27 protein-coding genes are annotated in these 24,314 nt (G+C 60.7%); 11 read left to right on the top strand and 16 right to left on the bottom strand.

Annotation, left to right across the window (positions count from 1 at the left end):
- Position 1: 1 nt before the first annotated feature.
- The 14 genes from BMYO_RS03610 to BMYO_RS03545 form a co-directional block, all read right to left on the bottom strand.
- Positions 2-628: an ABC transporter ATP-binding protein gene (locus BMYO_RS03610; protein ID WP_055427673.1), complete on the bottom strand. Its 627-nt coding sequence runs from the start codon at positions 626-628 to the stop codon at positions 2-4.
- A gap of 65 nt (positions 629-693) precedes the next feature.
- Positions 694-1,380, bottom strand: a complete 687-nt coding sequence (locus BMYO_RS03605) for a hypothetical protein (protein WP_094729292.1) — start codon at positions 1,378-1,380, stop codon at positions 694-696.
- Position 1,381: 1 nt separating this feature from the next.
- Positions 1,382-2,080, bottom strand: coding sequence for a hypothetical protein (locus BMYO_RS03600; RefSeq protein WP_055427671.1), 699 nt, complete (start codon positions 2,078-2,080; stop codon positions 1,382-1,384).
- Positions 2,070-2,756 (bottom strand): ABC transporter permease, encoded by a 687-nt coding sequence (locus BMYO_RS03595; protein ID WP_100495486.1) that lies wholly within the window; start codon positions 2,754-2,756, stop codon positions 2,070-2,072. The genes BMYO_RS03600 and BMYO_RS03595 overlap by 11 nt, the downstream gene beginning before the upstream one ends.
- Before the next feature lie 251 nt (positions 2,757-3,007).
- The gene (locus BMYO_RS03590) at positions 3,008-3,415 is read right to left on the bottom strand and encodes a hypothetical protein (RefSeq protein ID WP_211276817.1); all 408 of its coding nucleotides are present in this window, start codon (positions 3,413-3,415) and stop codon (positions 3,008-3,010) included.
- 141 nt (positions 3,416-3,556) lie between these two features.
- Positions 3,557-5,224 carry a VirD4-like conjugal transfer protein, CD1115 family gene (locus tag BMYO_RS03585; protein WP_094667175.1) on the bottom strand — a complete coding sequence of 556 codons (1,668 nt, stop codon included), beginning with the start codon at positions 5,222-5,224 and terminating at the stop codon, positions 3,557-3,559.
- The gene (locus BMYO_RS03580) at positions 5,221-5,655 is read right to left on the bottom strand and encodes a hypothetical protein (RefSeq protein ID WP_055427659.1); all 435 of its coding nucleotides are present in this window, start codon (positions 5,653-5,655) and stop codon (positions 5,221-5,223) included. Before BMYO_RS03580 ends, BMYO_RS03585 begins: the two co-directional genes overlap by 4 nt.
- Positions 5,652-5,960, bottom strand: coding sequence for a hypothetical protein (locus BMYO_RS03575; RefSeq protein WP_055427658.1), 309 nt, complete (start codon positions 5,958-5,960; stop codon positions 5,652-5,654). Before BMYO_RS03575 ends, BMYO_RS03580 begins: the two co-directional genes overlap by 4 nt.
- Positions 5,957-6,670 (bottom strand): hypothetical protein, encoded by a 714-nt coding sequence (locus BMYO_RS03570; RefSeq protein ID WP_094667174.1) that lies wholly within the window; start codon positions 6,668-6,670, stop codon positions 5,957-5,959. Before BMYO_RS03570 ends, BMYO_RS03575 begins: the two co-directional genes overlap by 4 nt.
- Before the next feature lie 18 nt (positions 6,671-6,688).
- Complete coding sequence (locus BMYO_RS03565) at positions 6,689-8,146, bottom strand: antirestriction protein ArdA (protein ID WP_055427656.1); 1,458 nt, start codon at positions 8,144-8,146, stop codon at positions 6,689-6,691.
- Complete coding sequence (locus BMYO_RS12035; RefSeq protein ID WP_233428110.1) at positions 8,146-9,156, bottom strand: hypothetical protein; 1,011 nt, start codon at positions 9,154-9,156, stop codon at positions 8,146-8,148. The genes BMYO_RS03565 and BMYO_RS12035 overlap by 1 nt, the downstream gene beginning before the upstream one ends.
- A gap of 39 nt (positions 9,157-9,195) precedes the next feature.
- Entirely contained in the window at positions 9,196-10,092 is an 897-nt protein-coding gene (locus tag BMYO_RS03555; protein WP_094667173.1) for a PcfB family protein, read from the bottom strand.
- Positions 10,093-10,143: 51 nt separating this feature from the next.
- Positions 10,144-11,595: a relaxase/mobilization nuclease domain-containing protein gene (locus BMYO_RS03550; protein ID WP_094667172.1), complete on the bottom strand. Its 1,452-nt coding sequence runs from the start codon at positions 11,593-11,595 to the stop codon at positions 10,144-10,146.
- The gene (locus BMYO_RS03545; protein WP_055427653.1) at positions 11,586-11,990 is read right to left on the bottom strand and encodes a MobC family plasmid mobilization relaxosome protein; all 405 of its coding nucleotides are present in this window, start codon (positions 11,988-11,990) and stop codon (positions 11,586-11,588) included. The genes BMYO_RS03550 and BMYO_RS03545 overlap by 10 nt, the downstream gene beginning before the upstream one ends.
- A 288-nt stretch (positions 11,991-12,278) precedes the next feature.
- Between BMYO_RS03545 and BMYO_RS03540 the strand changes: the two genes are divergently transcribed.
- The gene (locus BMYO_RS03540) at positions 12,279-12,785 is read left to right on the top strand and encodes a hypothetical protein (protein ID WP_055427652.1); all 507 of its coding nucleotides are present in this window, start codon (positions 12,279-12,281) and stop codon (positions 12,783-12,785) included.
- 28 nt (positions 12,786-12,813) lie between these two features.
- Positions 12,814-13,146, top strand: a complete 333-nt coding sequence (locus BMYO_RS03535; protein WP_055427651.1) for a hypothetical protein — start codon at positions 12,814-12,816, stop codon at positions 13,144-13,146.
- A gap of 116 nt (positions 13,147-13,262) precedes the next feature.
- On the opposite strand, the gene BMYO_RS03530 is transcribed toward BMYO_RS03535, so the two are convergent.
- Together BMYO_RS03530 and BMYO_RS03525 are read right to left on the bottom strand one after the other, a co-directional pair.
- Positions 13,263-14,822: a ParB/RepB/Spo0J family partition protein gene (locus BMYO_RS03530; RefSeq protein ID WP_055427650.1), complete on the bottom strand. Its 1,560-nt coding sequence runs from the start codon at positions 14,820-14,822 to the stop codon at positions 13,263-13,265.
- A gap of 88 nt (positions 14,823-14,910) precedes the next feature.
- Positions 14,911-15,528 (bottom strand): DUF4192 family protein, encoded by a 618-nt coding sequence (locus tag BMYO_RS03525; protein WP_143249101.1) that lies wholly within the window; start codon positions 15,526-15,528, stop codon positions 14,911-14,913.
- A 663-nt stretch (positions 15,529-16,191) separates the two neighbouring features.
- On the opposite strand from BMYO_RS03525, the gene BMYO_RS03520 reads away from it, so the two are divergent.
- From BMYO_RS03520 to BMYO_RS03485, 9 genes are all read left to right on the top strand, one after another.
- On the top strand, positions 16,192-17,373 hold the full coding sequence (locus BMYO_RS03520) for a sensor histidine kinase (protein WP_223847560.1): 1,182 nt from the start codon (positions 16,192-16,194) through the stop codon (positions 17,371-17,373).
- A gap of 16 nt (positions 17,374-17,389) precedes the next feature.
- Complete coding sequence (locus BMYO_RS03515; protein WP_055427648.1) at positions 17,390-18,097, top strand: response regulator transcription factor; 708 nt, start codon at positions 17,390-17,392, stop codon at positions 18,095-18,097.
- A 245-nt stretch (positions 18,098-18,342) separates the two neighbouring features.
- Complete coding sequence (locus tag BMYO_RS03510) at positions 18,343-19,026, top strand: ATP-binding cassette domain-containing protein (RefSeq protein WP_055427647.1); 684 nt, start codon at positions 18,343-18,345, stop codon at positions 19,024-19,026.
- 172 nt (positions 19,027-19,198) lie between these two features.
- Complete coding sequence (locus tag BMYO_RS11440; RefSeq protein ID WP_014484606.1) at positions 19,199-19,327, top strand: lasso RiPP family leader peptide-containing protein; 129 nt, start codon at positions 19,199-19,201, stop codon at positions 19,325-19,327.
- 195 nt (positions 19,328-19,522) lie between these two features.
- The gene (locus BMYO_RS03505; protein ID WP_233428108.1) at positions 19,523-20,971 is read left to right on the top strand and encodes an asparagine synthase-related protein; all 1,449 of its coding nucleotides are present in this window, start codon (positions 19,523-19,525) and stop codon (positions 20,969-20,971) included.
- Positions 20,958-21,230: a PqqD family protein gene (locus tag BMYO_RS03500; protein ID WP_055427646.1), complete on the top strand. Its 273-nt coding sequence runs from the start codon at positions 20,958-20,960 to the stop codon at positions 21,228-21,230. The genes BMYO_RS03505 and BMYO_RS03500 overlap by 14 nt, the downstream gene beginning before the upstream one ends.
- Positions 21,227-21,652 carry a lasso peptide biosynthesis B2 protein gene (locus BMYO_RS12550; protein ID WP_082440438.1) on the top strand — a complete coding sequence of 142 codons (426 nt, stop codon included), beginning with the start codon at positions 21,227-21,229 and terminating at the stop codon, positions 21,650-21,652. The genes BMYO_RS03500 and BMYO_RS12550 overlap by 4 nt, the downstream gene beginning before the upstream one ends.
- Positions 21,653-21,867: 215 nt before the next feature.
- On the top strand, positions 21,868-22,185 hold the full coding sequence (locus BMYO_RS03490) for a lactococcin 972 family bacteriocin (protein ID WP_082440437.1): 318 nt from the start codon (positions 21,868-21,870) through the stop codon (positions 22,183-22,185).
- 63 nt (positions 22,186-22,248) lie between these two features.
- Positions 22,249-24,312: a hypothetical protein gene (locus BMYO_RS03485; protein ID WP_143249100.1), complete on the top strand. Its 2,064-nt coding sequence runs from the start codon at positions 22,249-22,251 to the stop codon at positions 24,310-24,312.
- Positions 24,313-24,314: the final 2 nt, after the last annotated feature.

The raw sequence follows: 24,314 nt of genomic DNA, 5'->3' as shown, positions 1-24,314 counted from the left end.
CTCATCCGAGTTTGCCGTCGGTCATGGTGTAGAGGTGGTCGGCGATTTGGTTGAGTTCATCGCTGTGGTGGGAGGCGATGATGGCGGTCCGTCCCATGTCGCGCTGACGTTTCATCTCATTGAGGAAGATATCCACGGAGTGTTCGTCAAGGCCGTTGGTGGGCTCGTCGAGCAGGATGAGATGCTGATGCTCCATGAGGGCCTGGACGATGGCGAGCTTCTGGCGCATGCCCAGGGAGAACGACTTGACCTTCTCGTGCCTGTGGTCGTTCAGTCCGAACAACGTCAGCAGCCGTGTGGTCTCCCGCTCGTCGTAGGTATGGTTGATGCCGGCGAGATAGCGCAGGTTGGCGTCTGCGGTTTCGGAGGGCATGAATCCGGGGTTCTCGATAATCACACCGACCATGTCGGGGAGCTTGCGGTTGAATTCGACCGTTTTGCCGTTGATGGTCACGGTCCCGCGGTCGGGACGGATGAATCCGCATACGGCCCGCAACAGCATGGTCTTGCCGGAGCCGTTGGCGCCGACCACGCCGTATATCCGTCCCCGTTCGAAGTCGGCGTTCACGTCTTTGAGGACGGTCCTGCCCTTGAGCGTCTTGGTGAGGTTCCTGACCTGCACGTACATGATGTTCCCCTTTCGCTGGTAACAAAGTGGTTGGTTTTCCGATTGGCGACGTCATCCCGACCTCTTCAGAGAATCTGCATCCGATTGAACGCGATCAGGTTCGCCGCGGCGCATATGAGGATCGTCAGGATGGCCGCGGGCATCCAGTTCGGTACGTGAAGCGGACCGACGGCGAGCAGCCACTGCTGCGGTTCCGAGAACGACATGAGCAGTCCCAGCAGTACGACCACGACGAAGTAGCCAGCGATGCGCGACCCCGACAAGTAGCCAAGGTTCGCGGTCAGCATCGCAGCCAGCAGCACGCACGCCGCGCACACGGCCGAACCTGCGAACGCGACCGGGTCTTCGTCCGGGAACATGATCCGCTGGGCCACGGCTTGGATCAGGGTGTAGACGACGCAGTACACGGTGATCATGAGCAGGTAGGCGAGGAACCGTCCCGGTCCCCGGCCGCGTCTGACGTACACCATGCACTCGGGCACGGCGAGCCATTCCGAGAACTGCTCCAACGGGATCGCCATACCGAACAAAGCGTACACCAGTGCATACATGTTGTACGCCAGCCCCGGAGTGAACGGCGAATCCGACGAGCGGAACATGCCGATGAACACGCCCGGATCCATACCGCTGATCAGGAACCGGTACACGACCACCGCGTAGATGACGAGCAGCATCGCGCGCAACCCGTTGCGCCGATGTAGCGACTGCAGGAACCGGGCCATCTGCCACTTCATCCGACCACTATCGTTCATGTCACGCCTCCAACCTGTCCATGTGTCCAAAGGCGACGACGTTCGCGACGACGAGCAGCAGACACCAGCCGACGAACGGCGCCACCTGCCCGACGAGCACATCCGACCAATAAGGACTGATCGGATACCAGAAGTAGTACACGTACCGGGTCACCTCGCCCGTCAACGGCAGCAGCATCCAATTCGCCAACAGCAGGATGGCAATCAGCACCGGCAGCGTCCGCGAGAACGGCAGCCCGCAGTTCGCCAGCAGCAGCACCAGCAGCGACACGGCCACGCACATCATCACCGTCTGCACCGTCAGCATCGCCGTCAGCGACAGCGAGCCCGGCTCGAACGGCCGGCCGAGCAGGACGAACTCGGTCAGTGCGAACACCACACCCGAGCACGCCCCTGTCAACAGGCCCATCAGAGTCAGCCACGCGAGGTTGTGCCGCAACTCGTTCCTCGGATCGCGGCGCACCCGTTCGAACGCGCCATACCTCGCACTGCCCGCGCCCACCGCGATCAGACACGGCGGCAACGAGCACAAAGTGGCGCCCACACGCATGAACCCGATGTAATCGTCGTGCAGGGATGGGGCCAAGCCCCCGTATAGCAGACTCACGGCGCATACGGCGCCGATCAGGGACACCAGCCCCACTGCGATACGCATCACCCGTGGCGCGGTCCGGAACGGATGGAACAGATCAGAGCACATCGCGGGCCTCCTTCACCCGCGCGAGCACCAGCGAGCAGACCGTCATCCCGACCGTCATCAGGAGCATCCCCAAGTAATTGCGCCACGCGGTGCCAGGCGCATCCCAATGCGAGAAATTCAGGAAGATGATCTGGCTCCACTCGTCGGGAACCAGGCCACCGGTCAGCGCGGGCAGCATCCACCACACCAGACTCGCCACGAACGGGACCAGCAGCTCCACATGCCTGCGACGGATGAACAGGGACGAGCCCAACGCCAACAGGGCGAACGCACCCGACAAGACAAACACCAACAACAGGATCACCGCAATCAGCAACGGCTGACTCATCCTGTACAACGGATACGCCCACGACGACGAATCAATCAGTACATATTTAGGCAGCATCATGCCATTCTCATCCGCCGATGTACCTTCGATGAACGACAACTGTGGTGTCCGAACAGCCGAAACCAACAGGTTGACGATCAACGGCAACACCCCACCCAAGCCACCCAGCACAAAACCGGACAGCATGCTTGTATGCAAAAGCGCGGAACGTCCCTCGCGCGGAAGCATGTTCAGCAGGCGACCGCTACGCTCCTCCACCGCCCACACGCTCCCACCCATCAGGGCCGCGAAGAACGGCAGCAAATACAGATACAATGTGGATGCCGAACCATACTGGTTGAATAGCATCACATCCTTCAGGAGCGATGGCGCACTTTCCCTGATTCGATACCCCGCGTGGTACGTGGTCCAATACTGCACCGCCATCAGCATTACAGACATAGCCACGACAACCAGCAAACGAACACTGCACACGTTTCGCGCCAACTGCCGACGGAATACAAATCTATTCATGCTTTACTCCCTACTCCCATATCGTTCTAATGACGATGTGGGTGACGCCGAATATGTGGCACCACCCACATCGTTATTAGTCGTTATCAGTTAGAGTCCGGACTCCAGACACCATACGCAGACGTTGCAGAGATGTAGTTCTCTACATTCTGCATACGCAACTGAATTTGCTTGGGGCCGTTCTTGAAAGCGTTATTTGATACAAGAGCACTCTTATTGCTGCGCAGGAATTCAACGCTGGATGACACGTCATCATTGCTGTATCCAAGGGCCCATACCCTAATGGTACGATTCCCAGATACATTATCAGCTCGCACGAAGGAAGCTGAGCTATTCTGCTTCTGCCGGTTAGGGGTATCGAAGGTAGACCAGTTCTTGGCATATCCGCTCCAGCTGCTGCTGCTCACGTTGCCGGCGATTGCCGGTGTTGCGAAGCAGGCCATAGCCAGCATCGGTATGAAAACGCCAAGAAGCTTGCGCTTGACGGTGTTCATGATGACTCTTTCTCTTTTAAGGGTGTACGTCCGACGAGGCTTCACCAGACGCTGAGGATTCATCAACGTCTTTGTGATGAACCTCACATTTATACTGGCACTTTATTCAAAACGCTGCCTGTGAAAAGAGGGGTTTGTCATCTATAGATGACAAACCTTATTGCTAAGGAACGGCGGTATGCCTCTGAGTAGGTAGATGCACTGGTTGGCAGGTATGCGTCCGAGTTCGTCCGGGGTGAGGAGTTTTCGGGCGTTCTTACGGGTGCTGCGCGTCCAGCTGCCGTTGAGGCCTTTGGTTTCGCTGGTTTCGATGACGTCGATGGTCTGGTCTCCGAGTCGGTCGCTGATGTATTTGGTGGTGCTGGGTTCGTTGCCGCCGAGGAAGAGCTGGCTGTCGCAGTTGCCGGCAATGGTTTCCCAGTCATCCCGATAGAGGCTCTTGCCTTGGCTGACGGTCTGGAGGATGATGCTGCAGCTGATGCGTCGGCTTCGTATGGTGGCGATGAGCCTTACGAAGTTGGGGATTTTGCCGATGTTGGCGAATTCGTCGAGCATGCAGTGCACGTCGCGGTCGAGCACGCCGTCGGGTTTGGCGTCGGCTTTGCGCACGAGTGTTTCGAAGAGGCATTGGTAGAAGACGCTGGCGATGAAGGAGAACGTGGCGTTGGTGTCGGGCAGTTCGAGGTAGATGATGCGTTTGCCTTGGTCGAGGGTTTCGAGCCGGATGTCGTCGCCGTCGAGGATCCGGCGTACCTCGCGCACTTGGAGAGGTGAAAGGTGGACGCCGGTGGTGATGATGATGCTTTTCTTGGTTTCGCCGGCGCCTTTGAGGAACGTGTTGTATTGGGCGCATGCGAACGCGAGCCCGTCGAGCATGCTCCGGGTCTCCTCATCGTAGTCGTCGGGGTGTTCGCGCATGCGGTGGATTTCGGTTTGGGCTTCGGCAAAGAGCGCATCGATGATGTATTCCTTGTCTTCGTCCTGTTCGCTGGCTCCCATTCGGTCGAGTGTGTCGGTGACTTGGTTGAGGGTGGGGTTGTTTTCGGTGTAGTAGGTCCATGCGATGAGGGCGCATAGGAGTGCTTTTTCGGCGTCCTGCCAGAAGCTGTCTCCGGTTTTGCGGTCTCCGTTGGCGTTGGTGACGAGGTTGTCGGTCAGACGCAGGATCGCGGATTGGGGTTCTTCGGGGTCGATGTAGCGCATGGGGTTGAACCGGTCGGACCGGTCGAGGTGGATGAGGTCGAGCGTGTTGACTTGGTATCCGCGATCGCGCATGGCGTGTTCCGTGTCACGTTTGAGTTCGCCTTTGGGGTCGGTGACGGCCCAGTTCATGTCCACGGACAATAGGTTGGGTTTGACGTAGTAGCGGGTTTTGCCGGAGCCTGATGAGCCGAGCAGGAGCGCGTTGAGGTTGCGCAGGGTGCGTCGCGTGTCTATGGAGAGCCGTTCGGTCGCGGTGAATCGAATGTTGCGGGATTCCACGGGGTCGATGAACGGTTTGATGTCCTTCGGAGTGCCCCAGTGGGCGGAACCGTGTTCCTCGCCGCTGCGCAGGTTCAGGCGCGCCGTGTACTTGTATGCCCAAATCAGCAGGCCGACTCCCATTGCGGCGAGTCCGCACAGCAAATCGGTATGGTTCGTGGATAGGTGGAATGGATGGTACAGGTCGAGCCAGAATCTGTTCATCAGGTCGATCACGCTCGTGCCTTCATCCAGGTCGGTGCGTATCTGGTAGCCGATCTTGTCGCCCAGCCAGAACAGTGTGAGCAGTCCCATGGCCGCGGGCAGTATGGCCTGTAGGCGTTTCATTGGTTTCCCTTGTCTCCTCCCACGCTGACGCGGTGCTGCGTCATGGTTCTTCGTATGTCATCTCCAACGAATGCTTCGGCCGCTTGCGAAATCCGACTGTTGATGCGGTGTTCGGCGCGGACGCGGATGTTCGTGAGCGTCTGTTCCCTAGTCCATGGCGGATCGTCGGCCGCGGGCTGCATGACGGCGGTGTCCGCTTGCAAAGGCTTATCGCGTCCGAGTGCCGGCTGTCTGTTTCCCGCGTCGGCGGCGCTGGTGATGCGCGTGAGACCTTGGCGGTTCTCGATGGTGTCGCCTCCGTCGCACATCGCGGCAAGGATGCGTCCCACGGGTGTTTCCGCATCGTAGATGGCCGAGTTCCCGCGTGTGATTGGAGTGCCAACGGTTTCCTCGCCTGCATCGATGATCGTGATTGTTCGCGCCGTGTTCACGGGAGTGTGTCCTTGACGCTGGTGTGCAGGGCCATCTCGTCGGCCAGGATGTACACTTCGTCGGCGTTTTCCTCTTCGTGGATGATGCCGTGGACGATGAGTCGTCGTCCCTGCAGTGCGCTCTGTTCGCGCAGGTATGTCGCATGGTCTCCGGCCGCGTGCACGCGGATGATGAGCGGCGTGTCCATGGTGCCGGCGTTCACGGTCAGGGTTGCCGTCGTCCTGCCGTCGCCGTCGGTGTGGAATCTGGCGTCATCGGTGAGGATGCCGCGCGCATAGGCCTGCGGATGTCGGGCGTCGATCATCGGCTCGGCCTGCGTTTTCTGATGGGTTTGTCGATGTTCGGGGCTTTGCCTTGGACGGCGTTGATGGCGTCTCGACCGATGGCGCGGGCGTCGCGGCCGCCTCCGGTGAGCGCGTCGGATTCGGCGCGGGCCTTGGACACCCGAACGTGTTTGGAGGCGAGCGTGTCGAGGGCCTGTTCCCGTGCGGCCATGACCCGGATGCTCCACGGGTCCCGGTAGTCGTCGATCGGCTGGCTGATGCGGGTGCGGTCGGGCAGTTCGTTGCGTCGGGTCTTGCGGTCCACCGGGTAGGAGCGGCATGCGGGGTTCGCGGATTGGATGTAGTGGATTGCGGTGGCGAGGTCGGCGATGCGTTCCTCCGCCGTTTTGTCCATGTCGATGAGCACGCGGCCTTGCACGTGTTGTTCGTCGCATACGGTGCGCGTCCATGTTTCGTAGTCGCGCACGTCAATGGTGTCCCGTTGTTCGCTGTCGTGCTGGTATCGCGTGGCGTCGAACCGGTAGGTGATGTCGTGCGGGTGCACGTCGGCCGACCATTCGGGCAACGGTTCGATGGGGATCTCGCGCAGGGTGACGAGCCGGTACGGTGGTTCGATGTCCCCGTAGGAGCCTTGGGGCTGGAGGATGCCGAAGCCTTCCATGCGCAGCTCGTAGCCGAGGCGTTTGAGTTCGTCCTGCAGTTGCCGGTAGGCGGTGTCCATGGTGGTCATGCTGGTCTCCTCGGCGGCTTATCGGTTGCGGGTCTTCGTCCGGTCCGGTGTGGACGGATGGGCTGTGGGGTCGTCGGCGCGCTGGCTGGCCCGTTGGCGTATGCCGTCGAGCACCGTGTCCCTGCCTTTCGACGTGTTCGGCTCTTCCTCTTTCGCCGATTTGGGGTTGAAGGAGGTGATGGGTGCGGGCAGCGCGTATCCCTGGTCGATCGGGGTGATGCCGTCGGCGGGGTCGAGTTCGCCGGCGGGCTTGGCGCCCATGGTTTCGGCGAGTATCGAGGCGGCGTCGCCGCGCCCGGTCCGGTCGGCGATGATGCGTTGGAGGGTGTCCTCCAATCCGGCGCTGATGTCGGTGGAATCGGCGGGCATGATGCACTGGTAGACGGGTGCTCCCCAGTTCGTCGCCGTGCCGGCGAGCGTGTATTCCATGATGCGTTCGCTGGGTTCGAGCAGTGATTCGAGCCGGAACGGTTCCCGTGCCGGCATCTGGTCGGGATTGGCGTGTTCTGCTGCGTGTTCGGCGACGAGTCGGGCGAACGTGGCCGAGCCTGAGGGCATGTCGCCGTCCAGCTGGTCGGCCACCGGTTTGACGAGGCCTTGGACCTGTCGGCGCAGGGTGTCGCCATCGGTGTCGTTGGCCTGCATGATGCGTTCGGTGATGCGCTCCGTGCCGTCCGATCGCATCACGTTGTCGTGCGTGTCTCCCCAGCGCTCGATCATCCGCATTGCGTCGGGGGTCGACTGCGTCGTGGCGTCGAGGCCGGGCTCGTCGTCGGTGTAGGCGTCGATGATCTGCTTGAGTTCCGTGCCGGAATACCGTTTGGTGTCGGGGATGGTGGCGTCGATCAGGAACCCGTGGTCGGCGAGGGTGACGTTGTCGTTGATGGCGGCGTCGCGCCCGTATTTCGCCACGTCGAAGTACATGCCGTATGGTCCGTCAAGGAGTTTCGCGAGTTCCGTGCTTTGGTTGACGCAATGCCAGCCGTACATCTCGTCCAGGTCGGGCGTGTTCTCCTGCGTGATGCCTTGCGGCGGGTCGTAGGTCATGTATTCGATGTCCTCGGATTGGACGAGCAGGTTCGCCAGTCCGATCGGGTCGTGCACGCCGTTCATATCGGCCGCCAGCCGTACCGCCTCCAATGCTTCGGGCTGGTCTTGCGTGAAGATCCGGGCGGCTTGCGCGAGCGTGTTCAGGGAGTGGAGGTCTTCGTATTCGCCGGGCCGGTAGTCGAGTGCGGCGAGCAGGCCCGTGTATTCGTGGTCGAAGATGCCGTATTCCTCATAGGTGACGCCTCCTTGGCGTCCGATCTCATAGGCTTGCTGCGCGTCGAGCGTCAGTCCGACCTGTTCGGTGAGGAACCGGTTGATCCGCTGCTCGTCCGTGGGCAGGCGCAGCCATCCGCCGATGAGCGTGCCCTCGTTGTATCGTCCGAGGTTGCCCACCCATACGTTGATTGTCAGATCGTCTTCGGCCATCATCGGCTCCTTGTCTGTGATATCTGTGATTGCGTCTGCGTTCTTGTCGGCGTGGTGGACGGCGTTTGCGTGCGGCGTTCGGCTCTATCCCTGATGGCGTCGAGCGTCCGGCTCTTGCCGATGGTCCGGGATTGCGAGGCCGTCTGTTCGGGGGTCTCCGGCCCGGAGGCTTCCACGGGTGTTTCCTCGCCGGTCCGGGTGCCGGGGGTGGCGGTGACCGGTTTGTTTTCGGCGCGTTGCCTCGCGTAGGCCAAGCGTTGCGCTTTGACCGCCCGGCATAGCTGCCATGCGTCGTCGATGCGCATGGTCTCGCGCTGTTCGCCTTTGCCCCGCCAAAGTTCCACTGGTTCTCCGGGTTTGAAGCTGACGGTCACGTCGCGTCCGTTCAGTTTGGCGTCCCGTGCATGGTCGGTCAGGAAGCGGTCGAGCTGCCATCCGGTCAGGTCCACGCCGCGGATGCTGGTGCCCTGCGGTATCGCCACGCGCATCTTGTCGAACATGCGCCCGTCCTTGGAGGTCATCCGGTACAGGTGCACGTAGCTGTTGGGGAAGTTCACGCGCGGCCATATCTCCCTTGCGTTTTCCCCGACTGCGGGTTTCGCCGGCGTATCTCCGCCGGGCCGGCCGACAGATGTTGCGTTCCGCCGCGGCTCCGGGGCCGGCGCCTGCGCGTTCATGGAGTGATCGGGCTGCCATTGCGCCGGCGTCTGCATGACGTCGGGAGTGTTCCATGATCGTGCGGCCTGTGTTCGGATGCGTTGGCCGATCTCGTCGGAGGCCTGGGCGAGATCCGTTCCGGGGAAGCTGATTGCGGCGTCGGGCCATGCCTGGTTGTGGCGTCGGATTGCGTCGTCGATGACAATGCGGGAGACTTGACCCAGCCGATTGTCCTGCGGCATGCCGGCGGCCGCGTATTGCTCGCCGCGCCGTGCGATGTCCACCAAGGCTTGCCGGTCGTTGTCGATGAGGTTGTCCATGAGCCAACGCGCGTTGGCTGAAAGCTCGGGCATGGCGATGTTCCTTTCCGGTCATGGTCGTCGCGCATCCGTTCACCGGGTACGGACGCGTTGCTTCGAGGGTGTGGCGCGGCGTTGGCCTTCGATGCGTTTGCCGGCCCGCAGATGGATGTCGTTCAGGGTCTGCTGTTTGGTTTTGGGGCGGCGCACGCCGCCGTCCGGGGCGGGGATGTCCATGCGGTTCCAGTCCAGGCCCCGTGAGCGTGCGGTCAGGGTTTCGATAGTGTCGGCGATCCGTCTGGCCTGGCCGGCCGGATAGGTGAAGCGCACCGTGTCGTCGGCGACCCGTTGCGTGTGGTGGGGTATGTGGAGCCGGTCGAGCTGGTCGGTGATGATCGCGGCGTCGCGGTCCCAGGGCACCGTGCGGAAGTCGAAACGGCCGTTCGATGGTGATTCGGCGTCGAAGGCGAGGCGCAGCGCGTCGTCGGATGGTTCGAGGAACGGGTTCGACTCCTCCCGGTCCGGCGTCGTCTCCGTGGGCGGCCGCACTGGGTCGGTGTCGCCGGGTTCGTGGATCGTGGCGGTCTCCTGCCGGGCGAGCTCTCGGTTGAGACGTTCGACGATGCGTGAGACGACGTGGTTGACCTCGTCGGCGTCCCTGCCTTGGAAGTGGAGGAAGGTGCGGCCGGTGTCGCGGTCGTGTTCGATATGGAAGGTGATGCCGGCCTTTTTCAGGTCGTGTTCGAGCTGTCGGGCGTATCGTCCGGTGACTTCCTGCACGTTGATCGGCTCGCCGGTGCGGTGCAGGGTTTTGCTGTCCACCTTGCCGGTGGTCCTGATACGCCGCAGCGTCTCGCCGGTGGCGTGCACGCCGATGCCGAGCAGGTGCAGCGCCTTGTCGAGCCCGTATTTGGTCACGTCGATGATGACGCGCGTGCCTTGCTCGCTGACGCGCATCATGAGTTCCTGTGCCTGGTCCTCGGCCGCCATGGGGTTCTCCCGTCATCCGTCGTGGTTCGTTGCGTTCCAGCTTCCGCCGGCTCACCGGTTCCTGCGGCGGACACGATGCCCGTCATCGCGGCGCTGTGTGCGCCGTGTGTTGTCGGAGCGTTCGCTTGTCGGCGTGGTGCGTGCGATGAGTCGTCGCAGGGCGAGGGCGTCGGATGCCAGATCGCGGGTCTCCCGTTCCTCGATGGCGAGCTGCGCCTCCAATCCCGCGACGTCGGCTCCCCGATCGTGGTTGTCGGCGATGAGCGCGATCAGGGCGCGCATGTGCTTCGCGTTGAGTTCGACGGAGTCGGTGAGTCGGCCGAGCGTCGCCAGTCGGCCGTCGCCTTCGTCGATGACCTGGGCGAGTACCTTGAGTTCGCGCAGGCTGTCGGCGAGTCGGTCGCAGGCGATTGCCTGACGCAGCGCGCGTCCGTTCACGCCGGTCAGGTCCCGGCCGTCGAACCGTTGACGGCAGTAGTCCTCCAGTCGCAGCGTGGGCCGTGCGAACCATGCGTACAGGCCCTCGCAGTCCGTCGATCGCACATAGCCGCCGTTCCCGTCGGTGAGCACTTGTCTGACGTCGTCGGACAGGTAGGCGTGCCAGATCCTTCCGTCACGCACGAGCCGGTCGCACGGTATGGACAGGCGCAGGCGTCCGTGCGTGCCGGGCACTCGAACGGTCACCGCCGTATCCGTCCGACGGGCGATCATGGCCTCGTGGAAGGTGATCTCGCTGAGTGTGCGCCGGTGGATCTTGCCCATGATGGCGAGCATGTTGTATGCCACGCCCAGTCGCCGGTCTCGGATTCCGCGTGTCTGCCCGCGTGGCGTGTAGGTGATGCGTCCGCCGCGCACGGTCGCGTTGACGCCGAGCGTCGCGAGTTCGCGGCGGAAGCCCGCGAAGTCATGGGCGTTCATGCAGGCCGTGTCGATGCTGGTGCGCAACCGGTCCTTGAGGTTGCCGCCTCTGGCGCTCAGATGGAGTTCCCCGATCGACGGGGCCACGCGCCCGGACTGTTCCGGCATGAGGGTGTGCAGGCCGTATTCGCGGCATAGCCGGTCGCTGATCTTCCGCCATTCGCCCAGGGTTCCTTTCCTCAGACGCAGGGCCTTGCCTGTGATCCGGTCTGCCGGGCAGATGAGGATGTGGTTGTGCATGTGGGATCTGTCGGTGTGGGTGGCAATCACGTAGTCGTGCGTGCCTCCGGTGATCTCCCGGACGAACCGTTCCCCGATCAGATGCGCCAATCGGGGCGTGACCTGGTCGGTGGGATCGAACGATTGGATCACGTGCAGCGCCAACACGGCCCCCTGCCGGCGTGAGCCGCCTTTCGTGGCGTCCAACGCACATTCGAAGCCTCGGGCGATGGACTCGGCGTCCGTGATGTCATCGCCGACGGTGGTCGAGGCCCACCGGTAGCCGTCGGTCTTGGCCGGGTTCGTCACGTAGGTGATGCTGCGGGCAAGCGTGCTTTTGATCTTGCCGATCTTGACTACAGCCATTCGGGCACCCCTTTGGGGTCAACGTCGGTCTCCACCCGGATGCGCAGGCCCGCGACCAGCCGTTCCGCCTGGCGCAGCTCGTCGAACACGCGCGAGAGCATGGCCAGGTCCGTCTCCCGCGTGGTGTTCGCGTGACGGGCGATCTGGTTGACGTTGTTGCCGATCCTCGCCAGTTGGGCGCTCACGTCATGCAGGTTCGCGGGCACGGTGATGTTGACGCGGTGGGCGCATCTGATCCTGTTGCGGGCGAACGCCATCCATCCCACGGGCCTGAGCCCGGCCTGGATGCGCTGACGGTTCTCCACTTTGAGCGAGTCCGCCACCCACCGCCATTCCTCCTCGCTGAACGTGACCGCCTTGCGGATCGTCCTGGAACGGTTGCCTTTCCAACCCATCGGCGCCTCCTCATATCGGGTTCCACGGGTGTCCCGCGATCGGCCCCGAGCCTCGCGGGGCCGCGCCGGTGTACGTACACCGGCGATGCTTGCTACACACCAACCGCCCCTCCGGGGAGGGGATGGTTGCGCACCGGTCAGTTTCGCCTTGGCGCCACGCCATGCGCGGCGGACTTCAGGTCACGTTTCGCATGCCGACGCCGGTTCCGTTTCGTGTCCGCCGGCATCATTGCCGGCGTCGTTCTACGATGCGGGGCAGTGAAGAACAATCACCGTGAGGAGACCGTCATGGCGAAGCCGAGGGAACGCAACCGGGCGATGCGCGCCATCGCCGACAACGCATTGGATGCCGAGTTGGAGGCGCTTCGGCGCAAACGCGGCGAACTGTCGCGTTTGGGTATCCTGCTGGACGATATGCGCTGGGCCGCGGAACGATTCCGTGACGCCGCCCAATCGTTCTGCGACGACCATCACATGCCTCGTGCCCAGCTCGTGCGCACGCTCAGGATGGAGCCAAGGGAGACGGGCATGGCGTTCCATGCCGTCACGCCCGACTACGGGCAGGCCAATCCCGCCGATAGTCACGGCGAAATCCATGATGGCGAGGATTTGTCCCTCGAATCCGACGGCCGACCGGCATCCGCCGTCGATACGCCGGAGATTGCCCTGACGGAAGACAACGCCGCAACGGCGAATGCGGCCGATGCCGGTGATGCCGGAGAATCCGGTTCGATTGGATTGGACCCGGAGGGATTGCGATTCGGTTTCCCGCGTCCTGGCGGCTACGCTGGATGACATTGGCTACATACGGGAGGTGGCGGCGATGCCGATGCTGCTGGTGATGCTTGGCCTGTCGCTGGCGACGGGCGTGATACGCATGCTGATGCGTGGCGTGGCCTCGTGCCTTGCCCTGTTCGCGCACCCGTTGCGGCTCGTGGTGTTCCTCGTGAACTCCGTGTTCACGGCGTTCGCCATGCTGTCGGGATTGCTCATGCTGGCGTTCCTGCTCATGCATTTCCTCGCCGGCTCGGACGCTCCGGCATTGGACGGCTCGTTCGCGTTGATCGTCGCCACGTTTCTCACGGCCGTGCTTGCGAGCATGCTCATGGATTGGTGCGACGCGCGGCTCCGACGACGCTCCTCCCGCCACGGCTGAACGTCACCCGCCGCCGCTTGGCTCCGGAAGGCGCGGGCGCGCATGCGCCGTCACGTTTCGCCATTCGCGCCCGGACGGGGGCGGAACCCGTATTCCGGTTCCGCCCCGTCCGTCGCTTATTCGGCGTCGTCCGGCTCGCCGGATGCGTCGTCGGCTTGCGACGCCCCATCGTCGTCCGGTTCGCTGTCCTGCCCTATGCCGGTATCCTCGCCATTGTCGTCGTCATCGATTGGTACGAGGGAGCCGTTGAGGGCTTCGGCTTCCGTGTCCGAGGTGCGGTAGCCGAGTGTTTCCAACGCCTCGTACAACGGTGCGGCGTGTTCCGCGATGGTCGCCGCGTCACGCCACGTTTCCCAGCTGACGCGCTCTTCGGCCAAGGCGTAGAGCAGTCCGAACGCGGCCCGTTGCGGGTCGCCGGCAATCATCGCGGTGACGGACTCGCGTAACGGGTCTTCGGCCTCGTCCTCCGGCTTTGCATCATCGGCGTCGTCGCCCGCCGTGCCGATGCCGGTGATTTGCTCCCAGACGTCCTCGGCATGACTGTTCCATTGGTCGAATCCCTCGGTGAGCGTATCGAGCGCGAATCTCGCGGACAGCAGGGCGACGGCTTTGCCGATGCCCTTCGGCTGGGATTTCAGTTCCATGAGATGCGTCACGAACGCGATGCGCAAATCACGGCTTGCCCGCGCGAACTCCTTGGCCGGTGCCGTCTCGCGTTCCTCGCGTTCCCGTTCCTCGCGCCAACGCGCCTCACGCGCCTCGCGGGCCGCGGTCTCGGCCTCCTCGTCCACGGTTTCGTACAGGGCGATGCCGCGCGCCCATGACGCGCCTTCGGCCCGCACTCCAACGACGGGCGTGGCTCCGTCATGGGAGTCGCGCCATGCGTCGATGGCCTTGGCGATGTCGCCCGTGGTCAGCATCGTGGTGCGACGCAATCCCTTTGGCGAGTCATACCAGTTGTCCGTGTTCGGCTGTTCGTCGGCCGCGTCGATGCCCATGCGTTCCAATTCGGCTCGCGCCGTGTCGAGCCATTCGCGCCATGTTCGCTCCTGCCGGGCGTGCTTGACGGCCATGTTCCAGTTCTTGCCGCCTGCCGCCTCGGCGAGCCGTTCCTGAAGGTCTGGATGCCGGTCGAAGTCGGCGATGGTCTCCCAGTCGTCGATGCTCAGCTGGGCCGTTCCGGCCTTGCTTCGCGCGTTCTCGCCGATGGCGGCTATCTTCAGGCGTCGGCGCACCAATGACGTGGAACGGCCGGTGCGTTGCGCTGCCTCGTCCACGCCCACGCCCAAATCGAGAAGCCCCTGATAGCCGTCGGCCTCCTCGATGACGGTCAGGTCGGCGCGCTGGCTGTTCTCCACGAGCATGAGCTCGCGTTGCTCCCGTTCCGACAAATCGGCCACCACGGCGGGTACCCGGCTCAATCCGGCGAGTTTGGCGGCGGCGAGGCGGCGATGCCCGATGACGAGCAGGTAGCGTCCCTGCGGCGTGGGAGTGACGAGCAGGTTTTGCCGGATGCCCTGCGCGCGTATCGAATCCGCGAGTTCCGACACATCGCCCACGTCGCGGCGCGGGTTCGCGGGGTTCGGATCGATAAGTCCCACGTCCAGCATGACGATGTTCGATTCCTCCATGCCTTCGTCGGCCGATACGGGACGTTCGATGATTGCGGTTTCCATGATTGTCTCCTTGAAAAAACAGATGATTGGGGATTGGCTGGGGCTTCCGGAATCGGAAGCCCCAGCCAGATGAATCCACGGCCGACGCTCAGTGGCGGCGGCGTTCCGTCCACGCGGGGCGGATGCCGTGTTCGCTGGCCGCGAGCACGAGGGATGCCAACGAGCAGTCGTCGTCCAAGGCCAAGGCCTTGAGCGCGCGCACCGCGGCGGCGGTCGAACGGTCGGCCATCCACAGCAGGTACGCGCACGACGCCATCGGCTGTGCCTTGTATCCGTCCGGGGCGTCGGCCGTCACCGATTCCAGCAACGCCGTCGCGCGTTCCCCGCGTCTCGTGTCCGGCTGGTAGGCGGCGTCCTTGAACGCCCGTGACAGTTCGCGCATGACCACGGCCGCCGACTCCATCGAATGCGGCTGGGCGTACAGCATGTGCAGTTCGCCGCCGCCCATCTCGCGCAAAGATGCGAGTATCAGCGCGTCCCGCATGCTCAGGCACTCGGTCATCAGCACCGCCAGCGTGACGCGCTCCTCATGGGAGAAGCCTCCCTCGTCGCGCGACAGCAGGCCGTTCCACCTGTCCATCAGGGGTGCGAACCACTTGTCGGCCGCTTCCGCCGGCCCAAGTTCACGCCGGTCCTGAAGGAACCCGTCGCGTACGCGCTTCGCCAGTCCGGTTCCCGTCGTGCGGGTGTCCACCATGTCGTTCATGTCCATCGGTCCTTTCCGTGTGGTTTCCATTTCGGACACCACCCGCCTGCCATGCGCGCAGGCGGAGAGACCGGAGGCGTGGACCGCGACGATCCGGGCAGTAGCGAAGACGGCATGCTGGTCCGCCGTCGCAGCGCAGGCACGGGAGCGGCGCGGGACACGGCGCAGGGAACGCAGACGGAGCGCATGGCATGCTGGTGGTGGCCGCAAACCCCTCGTCAGATTCCGCGCGGCCCACCGCCGCGAGCATGCGAGCGGCCAGACAGCACGGTCATGCGCGCAGCGCATGGACCGGGGCCGCGTTCCCGCGCCGATTGCGGAGAGTATGTCGAACAGCCCCGCCTGGAGCATTCTCTCCGCAAGCGGAGAGGGAAGTCCGCGATAAGTTACTGTCATCCGTAGATGTCAAACAGGAGCCCAGTCATGGACATGCGAGCCTCAAATCGTAGATAATGGGAAAGCTGTATTCTCGGACAACGAAGAAGGCGTAAGGTGCAGGTTGCGAGGAACCATCTCATTATGGGCTCACGCCGGGGTAAGTCATCAGATGGGAGACAAACGTTAGCCGTCACCCCGCGGGATCGATTGATCCTATGGCTTCGTCAGCTCAAAGGGGAACGCCTGCTTCGTTTCACGACGACTCTGATCTGCATCGTTGGCACGATGGGCGTGCTGATCCGCGATTATGTGAAAGAGCGGATGGCAATCGGCACAGGATATTCGTTTATCCGGTTCCTCAACGAGGGAGCGGGAATATGGTACTTCCTTATACTGCTAGTTTTGGGAGCCATAAACGTGACGTTAAGGTCCAGAAGCCCCGTGGCGTTGCTGGCCTTGGAATTCATTGAGCTCTCTCTGGGCGTCCTGTTCGGCGTTGGTCTGCACTCATACACGCAGGTCGCGCTTATCTTGGTGCTTTATCTGTGCATTCGGCTTCCTTTGTATGTTCAGGCCATGTGCGATCTGGCCATGATCTGCATGATCGCAATGCAATACATCTATCCCTCCTATCTGCAGCCTCAATATTTGGCGTTACTGTACTCCGTCGCTTTGGCCGGCATCGCATCCTCACTGTTGTCCATAGCGTGGGAACGGCGAACGTCGAATAGGCTGCTGTCCGAGGCACGGCGAAAGACCGCAATGCTGGCGGAGGAAAAGAATCGTACGGAACGGCGCCTTCGCATGGCCAACGAGCTGCATGACAGTGTCGGTCATGGATTGACCTCGATTATCGCGTTATCGCAGGGAGGTGAGGACTGCATAAGGAATGGCGGCTATTCCGCTTCGCAACTGGCTGATGTCTTAGCAGAGATCACATCGATTGCGAAGGACAGTCTGACCGATACGCGCCGTATACTAAAGGTCTTCAATGAAGAGGAATCGCAGCCGTCTTTGGAACAGGTCGGTCTTGACCCAGTGAATCAGGATGACATCCTGCGTTTACGGGATTGGGACGATATCAGACCCGTACTGGAACACATACGCTCAACCGGAATCATCGTCGTGTTCACCGAAACGGGAAGACGCGTCGAGGACCCCCGCCGTTCGGATTTATGCTTCGCCGTCACTCGCGAGGCACTGACCAATGCCCTTCGGCACGGCGCGGGACTGACCCGCATTGCCGTCTCCTGGAATCATTACCGTGATGGCGGAACAGCAATCACGATCCGCAACGATGGACACGTCTCCGGACACGACACCACCGGCGAGGCATCCGGTCAAAGCAGGAAGCCGACAGGTGGAACCGGACTGCAACGGCTCTCCCAACGCCTTGCGAAAATGGGCGGCACCCTGTCCTATGGGCCATACGGCAATGGCTGGGCGGTCAAGGCACTAATCCCCTGAAAGAAACGGAAGAACCATGAAGGATGCAAGAGACGACATCATCAAGGTCATGCTGGTCGATGACATGCGAGGGGCGCGCACCGGCTTCATGATGATGCTGAACAACGATCCGAACATCATCGTCAGCTCCCAGGCCGTGGACGGCGCCCAAGCAATCGAGTTCCTACGGCAATCACCGCAGCAACTGCCTGACGTGATTCTGATGGACGTGCGCATGCCCGTCATGGACGGCATAGAGGCGACGGGCATCATCAAGGAGCAATTCCCCCAAATCCAGATACTGATCCTGACCACATACGATGAGGACGATTACGCCTTCGACGGATTGGCGCGAGGGGCATCCGGATTCCTGCTCAAGGATGCGACCCCCAAACAGCTACGTGACGCCGTACACGCCGTGCATAACGGAGATGCGGTATTGACACCGAGAATCACCGGTGAAGTACTCAATCGCGGGGTTCGGCCCATATCGGACAACACCCGCATCAAGCTGCTACGAAGCCTATTCGACGGACTTTCCAAGCGGGAACATGAAGTCGCGGAACTCGTGGCGGCAGGCTTGTCCAATCAGGAAATCGCGGAGCGCCTATTCATCGAAACGACATCGGTACGACGCACGGTAAGCCGCATATTGGCCAGAATGCACATGCGGGACCGAGTCCAAATCGCCATAGCTTGGTATCAATCGGGGCTGGACCAAATAACAGGCAGCAAACCAGCATAAAAATCACGATATTCATCTCAACGATTGTGGTGTTTGTCATCTTCAGATGACAAACACCACAATCCTTTTATTGGAGAATAGAGCAAACTGGTTAACTGTCTATGTCCGTCGCTCAAGCGAACGGAACAAACCTAGCATATATCACGTCACTTTTGCCATCCCCTAAGATAGGTCAGTATCCAAAAACCGTTAGGGGGGGGGGACTTCGATTATTGCGGCTCGGGTCAATCGAAGAAAGGAAAACGATGTGCCAGCTGCCCGATTCGGCTTCACCCATCATTGCGTTTGAGAACGTCTCATTCAATCATGCCGGTCGCGAATTGCATGGGATCACATTTGCCGCCTATGCAGGTCGAGTCACCGTTCTGATGGGGCCACATGACGCCGGCAAAACAACTGTTCTCCGGATGCTGTTGGGACTGGATATCCCGGATTCCGGATGCATATACACCTGTGGCAAACCCTGTGGCACATCCCGTATACCCAAAAACGTTGTGAATGCAATGCCCGAAGCCATTTCACTATCCCCGTATTACTCGGTCGGAACCTATCTTCGTTGGAAGGCGTTCTGGGCCGGAACGTCTGATTCGCTTCTTGACGGGATTATTCACATGACCGAACTGCAGAATCTTCTCACCGTCAAGCTCCACGATCTCGCTCCAATCGATGTCCTCAAAATGCGATTCGCCATAGCTCTGCTTCCCAATCCCAAAGCCCTGATCGTAGATGAACCGCTCCAGGCACTCGATCAATCGGGCACGAATTGGATCTGCGAGCAGATACGGAAGCAGACAAATCGTGGCGTTGCGGTGCTCATCGCATCCGAACCGGACGGCAAGCTGAAGCCGATTACCGATGATGTTGTGGTACTGGATAAAGGCACCGTGGTAAAAGAGGGTTCCCGCGGCCAACTCTGGAAGGAAGACTGAAAAACGCCAGCAGATCGTCCGATTCCCCATAGATCCATGTGTTTGGTGTTTGTCATCCGAAGATGACAAACACCAAACACATTCTTGGATGTACTATCCAAATCATGTTAACTGGAATGGCATGCACCGACATGCAATCCGGTTCCATATCCAGAACACGAGGAGAACGAAGATGAAGGATTATGTGCCTCCTGCCGTTGAGGTCATCGCATCATTCAAGGAAGCAACCAATGGCGTATGGTTCGGCAACTATGTCGATGTTGGCGGCGCCAAGGCCCCGTTCCCTTGGGGATCGAACTGACCGAAACCCTGCATATATTGATGATCCCTAGCTGTATCAGGATAGGGAAACGTGATGCCGTTTACGTATAAGAACCCAAACCGTACCGTGATTGTCCGCGGCGGGAAGCCAACGGACTGTTCGAAGCTTCCCGCCTCCATCAGCATCAATGACGAGGGAACATGCGTCCAAGTTCCTCTGCTGAGTGGCGATCGCATGTTCTGGATCGTCTCCGAAGATGAAGTGCTCCTGTCGGACAGCGCCTCCCGACTTGCAAGCATCACGAACGCCGATCTTGACCTAGAACGCATTGTCATGGATCTGCTGCCTTCGCTCCCTGACAGCCTACGAGGGGACAAATCCCCATGGAGGAACGTACATTCCATACCTGTCGCAACCATACTGCACCTCGACAAATCCAATAGGCCGCGATATACGAGAGCGGAACCTTCACCCATAAAACATGTTTCAAACGGCGCAATTCTGGCATCGCTAAGGAGCAGTTTCCTGACGATCGCGGATGAGTGGCGCAATGAGGCACTACTATCCGCCGATGTGTCCGGAGGAGTGGATTCCGCCGCCATCACATACATCTTCGCCAGCGAGGGGGTTCGTATGCCCCTGTATCATGAAACACCCGACGATCCAATGAATCAGGATTCCCAATGGGCCGAGCGAATCTCCGAGGACGTTCGGATGCCACTCATCAAAGTCGGCCGAGTCGTGGATGGAAACAGATCATTCGAACCCGCAGCCGAATACCCCAACAACGAGATACCTGAAGAACCGATCTACTGGAGTGATATCGAAGGCTATCTCAGCCGAATCTCCGAAATGGAGGCAGGCACAAGCCGTATCCATGTCACAGGTTTCGGAGGAGACGAGCTGTTCGCATCTATGCCATCCTCATCTTGGAGCTGCCTGCGGGAACACCCACTGCGACTACGAGACATCCGAAGACAATACAGCGCCGATTACCGAATCCCACCCCATCAGGCAATTCTCGATCTGACCGATAACACCGATCTGTATGAGGAATTACGGTCATCGTTCCTGGACGCGGAACAAGGTCATAACCATCGCTCCTCGCCTTGTGGATGGCACGATGTCATACTCATTCCCGAATTCCTGACCACAAAAGCCAGGGATATCCTATATAGCGCTATTGAATCACAATTCAAACACGCCGACATTCGGCCATTGAGCCCCGACCGAAGCCGTCATCAGGCGCTCTATTCTCTGTCAATGCAGGCACGAATGCTCAATCAGGTTAATCGGACGTTCGCCTCTGACGACATAACGTTCCGCTCCCCCTACCTGGACCATGGGATCGCGGACTATGCGCTATGCGCCCCAATCAGTGCACGCACCGAAGGAAATCTACACAAAGCCGTATTGTACCGGGCACTCAAAGGCATAGTCCCCGAAACGATATTCCGGCGTCCCGTCAAAGGCGATCACTCATATTCACTGTATCTGGCCTGGCAACGCTCGAAGGACTCGCTGCTCAACTCAATCACCGGTGGAGAGCTGGACGAAGAAGGATTGATCGATATGCCAGCCATACGGCGTCGAGCTTCCATGCCGATGCCTGACATCACGTTTCTGTTCGAAATGCAACGAGTCGCGGCAGTGGAAAGGTGGCTAAGACATGCAAACCGATGACACGATGGCGAACACCAGCCTGAAGGACCAGATATCTCTGTATCCCAAAGAGGGAGGGGCAATCGTATTCGTCAACGACACCGGCGAATACCTGCAGATCAACGAAATAGGCCGAATCATCCTCGACGGTCTGATGCACGGCAAAACCGTCGAGGATTGCACGAATGAAATCGCCGAAGAATATCGGGCTGACAGACAAATCATCGTCCGGGATACGGAACGATTTCTCGCCGATATGGGGAAGCACGTGCGTTTATGAGCATCCCTCTACAGCCGGAAGCAATCACACGAGTCAACTTTCACGACCGCCTGGTGGCGCTGATTGCCATCATTATCGGAAGACAGATGGAACGACAACGAATCGGAGAGTTTTGCCGTCAGCTTGAAACGTGGTCCGAACGGTATCCGCCAGCCGATGCCGACATGGCGAAGCGTTACCGCAACGCCGTATGTGCGGTAAGCCGCAGATGCCGCAGCCAGCAGGGTTGTCTGCTTCGGTCTCTCTCCACAGCGGCGGCATGCCGCATATCTCACCGATCCGTCACATGGTGCACCGGATTCACCGATCGTCCCTTTCGCGCACACGCCTGGGTCGAAGTCAACGGCACACCCATCGGCGAACCTGATGCCATCGGACAATACATCATCACCAGATCTAGCTCTGCACGAAAGAATCAATGACGCAACAACTAGGACACCGACCCTCGCATAAAGAATTTCCATGCACAAGATGAAGTTGTGGCTGCCATTTGTCATCTCAAGATAGCGAGATTGGGGGCTTCATGTCATCTCCAGATGTCAACGAGCTTGCTCGTCATTGCCCGTCGCATTCTCGCTTAGGACAATAGTTCTTACGGAGTCGAAAAGAATTCGGCCTACTATAGAAAGGGTCAAAGATGACCGATAAACATCGACGTGTCAAAGCAATGGCTGCTATCGTTCTAGCGGCAGGACTATCTCTGGGAGCCACCGGGACAGCAATGGCGGCTGTCGTACCTGCCGGTGGTGGAACTTGGAACTACGGAATCATGGATTTCGGTGAAGGCTATAACTGGTCAAACTATCGTCATCCATCTGCTCTTCACGGTTCCAGTGTAACCGGTGATGTCGGACTTGTCCGGTCAGAATGCGCAGTGAAGAAGCAGTGGTCTACCGCGACTGCTTATGACAGCAATCCCCTTCGAATCGATCAGGCATATTGGAGATATTGCTAATCGAGAATTGATTAGGTGATGCCGCAAAACGGCATCACCTTTAATGAGTTTGAGGAGGGTGCCATGCGCAGCGGGTCCATTCGTCTGGCGGTGTGGATTGCGGCGTTTGCCGCAATGTTGGGTTCGTTTCTGCTGTTGAACGCGCTGGATCTGTCGGGGCCTCTTATGGTACGGGCCACTGTGCAGGTATCGGGGCCGTCACCGCAGGTCAGGAGCGAGGCGACGGTCGGTGTGATATCCGAGGTGGCGCTGGCGGACAGGGTCAATATCGTCAAAAGCGTCGCCGATGTGCGGGATCCCGGTGGTGCTAGACACTTGTATGTCGCGGTCGGCAATCCTGCCGGTGACGCCGCTTCGTGGATCGGGCACGGGTATCCGTCGTTCAACGTCTCGATGCGGACTGTAGTCGGCCGGATGGATGAGTTGGCCACTTCCGATCCGCGGGGAACGTATTACGTGTTCGACGGGCCCGCCGCTTCGGCCGTCGACCTGCAGCAGAAACTGCAGTCCCAGGGGTACCGGGTCCTTGTCAAGACGAGTTTCGTCGGTTCGTATGCGCAATGGGTCATGTCGAGGCCCGTCGGGGTGGGACTGGTCGTCGTGCTGCTGTTGTGTGCGACGTTGGCGGGCGGTTTCTCCCTGATGAACGCGAAGGGATACGCGGTGCAGCGGCTTCAAGGTTCAGGCCCGTTGATGATGGTGGCCCGGGATGTCAAGGCCAATGCGGTTTCCTGCATGTTGGGGGCATGCGTTATCAGCATTGTGGCTTGCTCTCTGGTGGCAGCGCACAACCATGGGGCCCAGTGGGGCCTGTTCGGCATGCTCTCGGCCGCGATCTTCCTAACCATATGCGTGGGTCTGGCAATCGCCTATGGAGTGGGATTCATAATCGCGGCCGCGCAGCCCCTGTTGTCCGCGGTCAAGGGGCGGCTACCCCGCAGACTGCCTTCCATCGCGGTGTACTGCGTGCGCATTCCGGCGATATTCATCACCATATGGTCGGTGACGTTGTTGTTCACCGCCGTGGGGAATATGCGCAACCAGTGGCAGGCCCAGGAGGCGTGGCGGGGCGCCGGCGATGTGGCGCAGGTGCATCTCAATCCGAACATGTCGACGGACGAGCAGGACGCGTACAGTCGCAGGACCGGCGAATGGCTGGAACACGCCGAAGACGAGGGGCGGATGATTCTGGCCCATGAGGACGACCTGCGGTTCATGGCGCCCACTGAGGGCGACGGGGAGACAGCGTCCAGCACGGTGCTGCTGGTCAATGGCAACTATCTGCGACACCAGACGGTCAGGGATGACAAGGGGCGTCGCCTGACATCCGGCTCCAAGGCGGTGAAGGTGGTGATCCCGTATGATGCGGACGCGGCGGCCGTGAAAGCGTACGAGAAAGCGATCGACAGCTGGGCGCGATCCCATGCGTCGGCCTACGGCGTTCCGGTTCCCGAGATCGACTATGTGCGCGGCGAGCGGGGCCAGCGGCTATTCGGCTACGGGTCAGCCCTGCCCGACACGCCCACCTTGTTCGATGACGCGCTGATTGTTGTGGTCGACAACGGCAGCGGACTGTTGTCCTTCGACGATTACGCGGCGTATGCCAGCCAGGGCGATGCACTGCTGGATGACGCGCAGTACGCGATCACGTCCTCAAGGCAGGCGGGTCTGGAGGACTTCATCCTTGCCGTAAGCGATGCCGGGCAGAATGCCGCGACGCATTACGCGCAGCTCAGATCGGATCTGGTCGTCCACGGGTACAACGTCATGATGTCGGCCGTCGTCCTCATCGCCTCGGCCGTGGCCATCGCCCGAATCAGGGTCCGCGAGCGAGCCCAGACCATCTTCGCCCGGTACATCCACGGATGGTCCTTCGCGAGAACCCATCTGAGCCTAGTCATCGTCGAATCGATACTGGCGATCATTCCGTCCATATGGTTCGTGTCGCAGGCCGTTCTGGCCGCGCGCCGGTCCACCGTCTCGTACGCTCAGAACAATCCGCTGCTGCTCGACGGGTATCAGCCGCTCATCGCCGTCCTGATCGCCATGACAAGTCTCGCGGTCTGCCTGCTGTCCACCGCCGCATACGTGCGCGGCAACGTCCGAAACCATGCTAGGGAGGAGTAAAC

This window comes from Bifidobacterium myosotis (assembly GCF_002259745.1).
GTDB classification, from domain to species: Bacteria; Actinomycetota; Actinomycetes; order Actinomycetales; family Bifidobacteriaceae; genus Bifidobacterium; species Bifidobacterium myosotis.
This window is presented reverse-complemented; position numbering and strand designations above follow the sequence as displayed.

Bases quoted from the DNA above. Each gene is read 5' to 3' on its own strand.
- BMYO_RS03610 (WP_055427673.1), bottom strand. From the start codon at position 628: ATGTACGTGCAGGTCAGGAACCTCACCAAGACGCTCAAGGGCAGGACC.
- BMYO_RS03605 (WP_094729292.1), bottom strand. From the start codon at position 1,380: ATGAACGATAGTGGTCGGATGAAGTGGCAGATGGCCCGGTTCCTGCAG.
- BMYO_RS03600 (WP_055427671.1), bottom strand. From the start codon at position 2,080: ATGTGCTCTGATCTGTTCCATCCGTTCCGGACCGCGCCACGGGTGATG.
- BMYO_RS03595 (WP_100495486.1), bottom strand. From the start codon at position 2,756: ATGCTATTCAACCAGTATGGTTCGGCATCCACATTGTATCTGTATTTG.
- BMYO_RS03590 (WP_211276817.1), bottom strand. From the start codon at position 3,415: ATGAACACCGTCAAGCGCAAGCTTCTTGGCGTTTTCATACCGATGCTG.
- BMYO_RS03585 (WP_094667175.1), bottom strand. From the start codon at position 5,224: ATGAAACGCCTACAGGCCATACTGCCCGCGGCCATGGGACTGCTCACA.
- BMYO_RS03575 (WP_055427658.1), bottom strand. From the start codon at position 5,960: ATGATCGACGCCCGACATCCGCAGGCCTATGCGCGCGGCATCCTCACC.
- BMYO_RS03570 (WP_094667174.1), bottom strand. From the start codon at position 6,670: ATGACCACCATGGACACCGCCTACCGGCAACTGCAGGACGAACTCAAA.
- BMYO_RS03565 (WP_055427656.1), bottom strand. From the start codon at position 8,146: ATGGCCGAAGACGATCTGACAATCAACGTATGGGTGGGCAACCTCGGA.
- BMYO_RS12035 (WP_233428110.1), bottom strand. From the start codon at position 9,156: ATGCCCGAGCTTTCAGCCAACGCGCGTTGGCTCATGGACAACCTCATC.
- BMYO_RS03555 (WP_094667173.1), bottom strand. From the start codon at position 10,092: ATGGCGGCCGAGGACCAGGCACAGGAACTCATGATGCGCGTCAGCGAG.
- BMYO_RS03550 (WP_094667172.1), bottom strand. From the start codon at position 11,595: ATGGCTGTAGTCAAGATCGGCAAGATCAAAAGCACGCTTGCCCGCAGC.
- BMYO_RS03545 (WP_055427653.1), bottom strand. From the start codon at position 11,990: ATGGGTTGGAAAGGCAACCGTTCCAGGACGATCCGCAAGGCGGTCACG.
- BMYO_RS03540 (WP_055427652.1), top strand. From the start codon at position 12,279: ATGGCGAAGCCGAGGGAACGCAACCGGGCGATGCGCGCCATCGCCGAC.
- BMYO_RS03535 (WP_055427651.1), top strand. From the start codon at position 12,814: ATGCCGATGCTGCTGGTGATGCTTGGCCTGTCGCTGGCGACGGGCGTG.
- BMYO_RS03530 (WP_055427650.1), bottom strand. From the start codon at position 14,822: ATGGAAACCGCAATCATCGAACGTCCCGTATCGGCCGACGAAGGCATG.
- BMYO_RS03525 (WP_143249101.1), bottom strand. From the start codon at position 15,528: ATGAACGACATGGTGGACACCCGCACGACGGGAACCGGACTGGCGAAG.
- BMYO_RS03520 (WP_223847560.1), top strand. From the start codon at position 16,192: ATGGGCGTGCTGATCCGCGATTATGTGAAAGAGCGGATGGCAATCGGC.
- BMYO_RS03515 (WP_055427648.1), top strand. From the start codon at position 17,390: ATGAAGGATGCAAGAGACGACATCATCAAGGTCATGCTGGTCGATGAC.
- BMYO_RS03510 (WP_055427647.1), top strand. From the start codon at position 18,343: ATGTGCCAGCTGCCCGATTCGGCTTCACCCATCATTGCGTTTGAGAAC.
- BMYO_RS11440 (WP_014484606.1), top strand. From the start codon at position 19,199: ATGAAGGATTATGTGCCTCCTGCCGTTGAGGTCATCGCATCATTCAAG.
- BMYO_RS03505 (WP_233428108.1), top strand. From the start codon at position 19,523: ATGTTCTGGATCGTCTCCGAAGATGAAGTGCTCCTGTCGGACAGCGCC.
- BMYO_RS03500 (WP_055427646.1), top strand. From the start codon at position 20,958: ATGCAAACCGATGACACGATGGCGAACACCAGCCTGAAGGACCAGATA.
- BMYO_RS12550 (WP_082440438.1), top strand. From the start codon at position 21,227: ATGAGCATCCCTCTACAGCCGGAAGCAATCACACGAGTCAACTTTCAC.
- BMYO_RS03490 (WP_082440437.1), top strand. From the start codon at position 21,868: ATGACCGATAAACATCGACGTGTCAAAGCAATGGCTGCTATCGTTCTA.
- BMYO_RS03485 (WP_143249100.1), top strand. From the start codon at position 22,249: ATGCGCAGCGGGTCCATTCGTCTGGCGGTGTGGATTGCGGCGTTTGCC.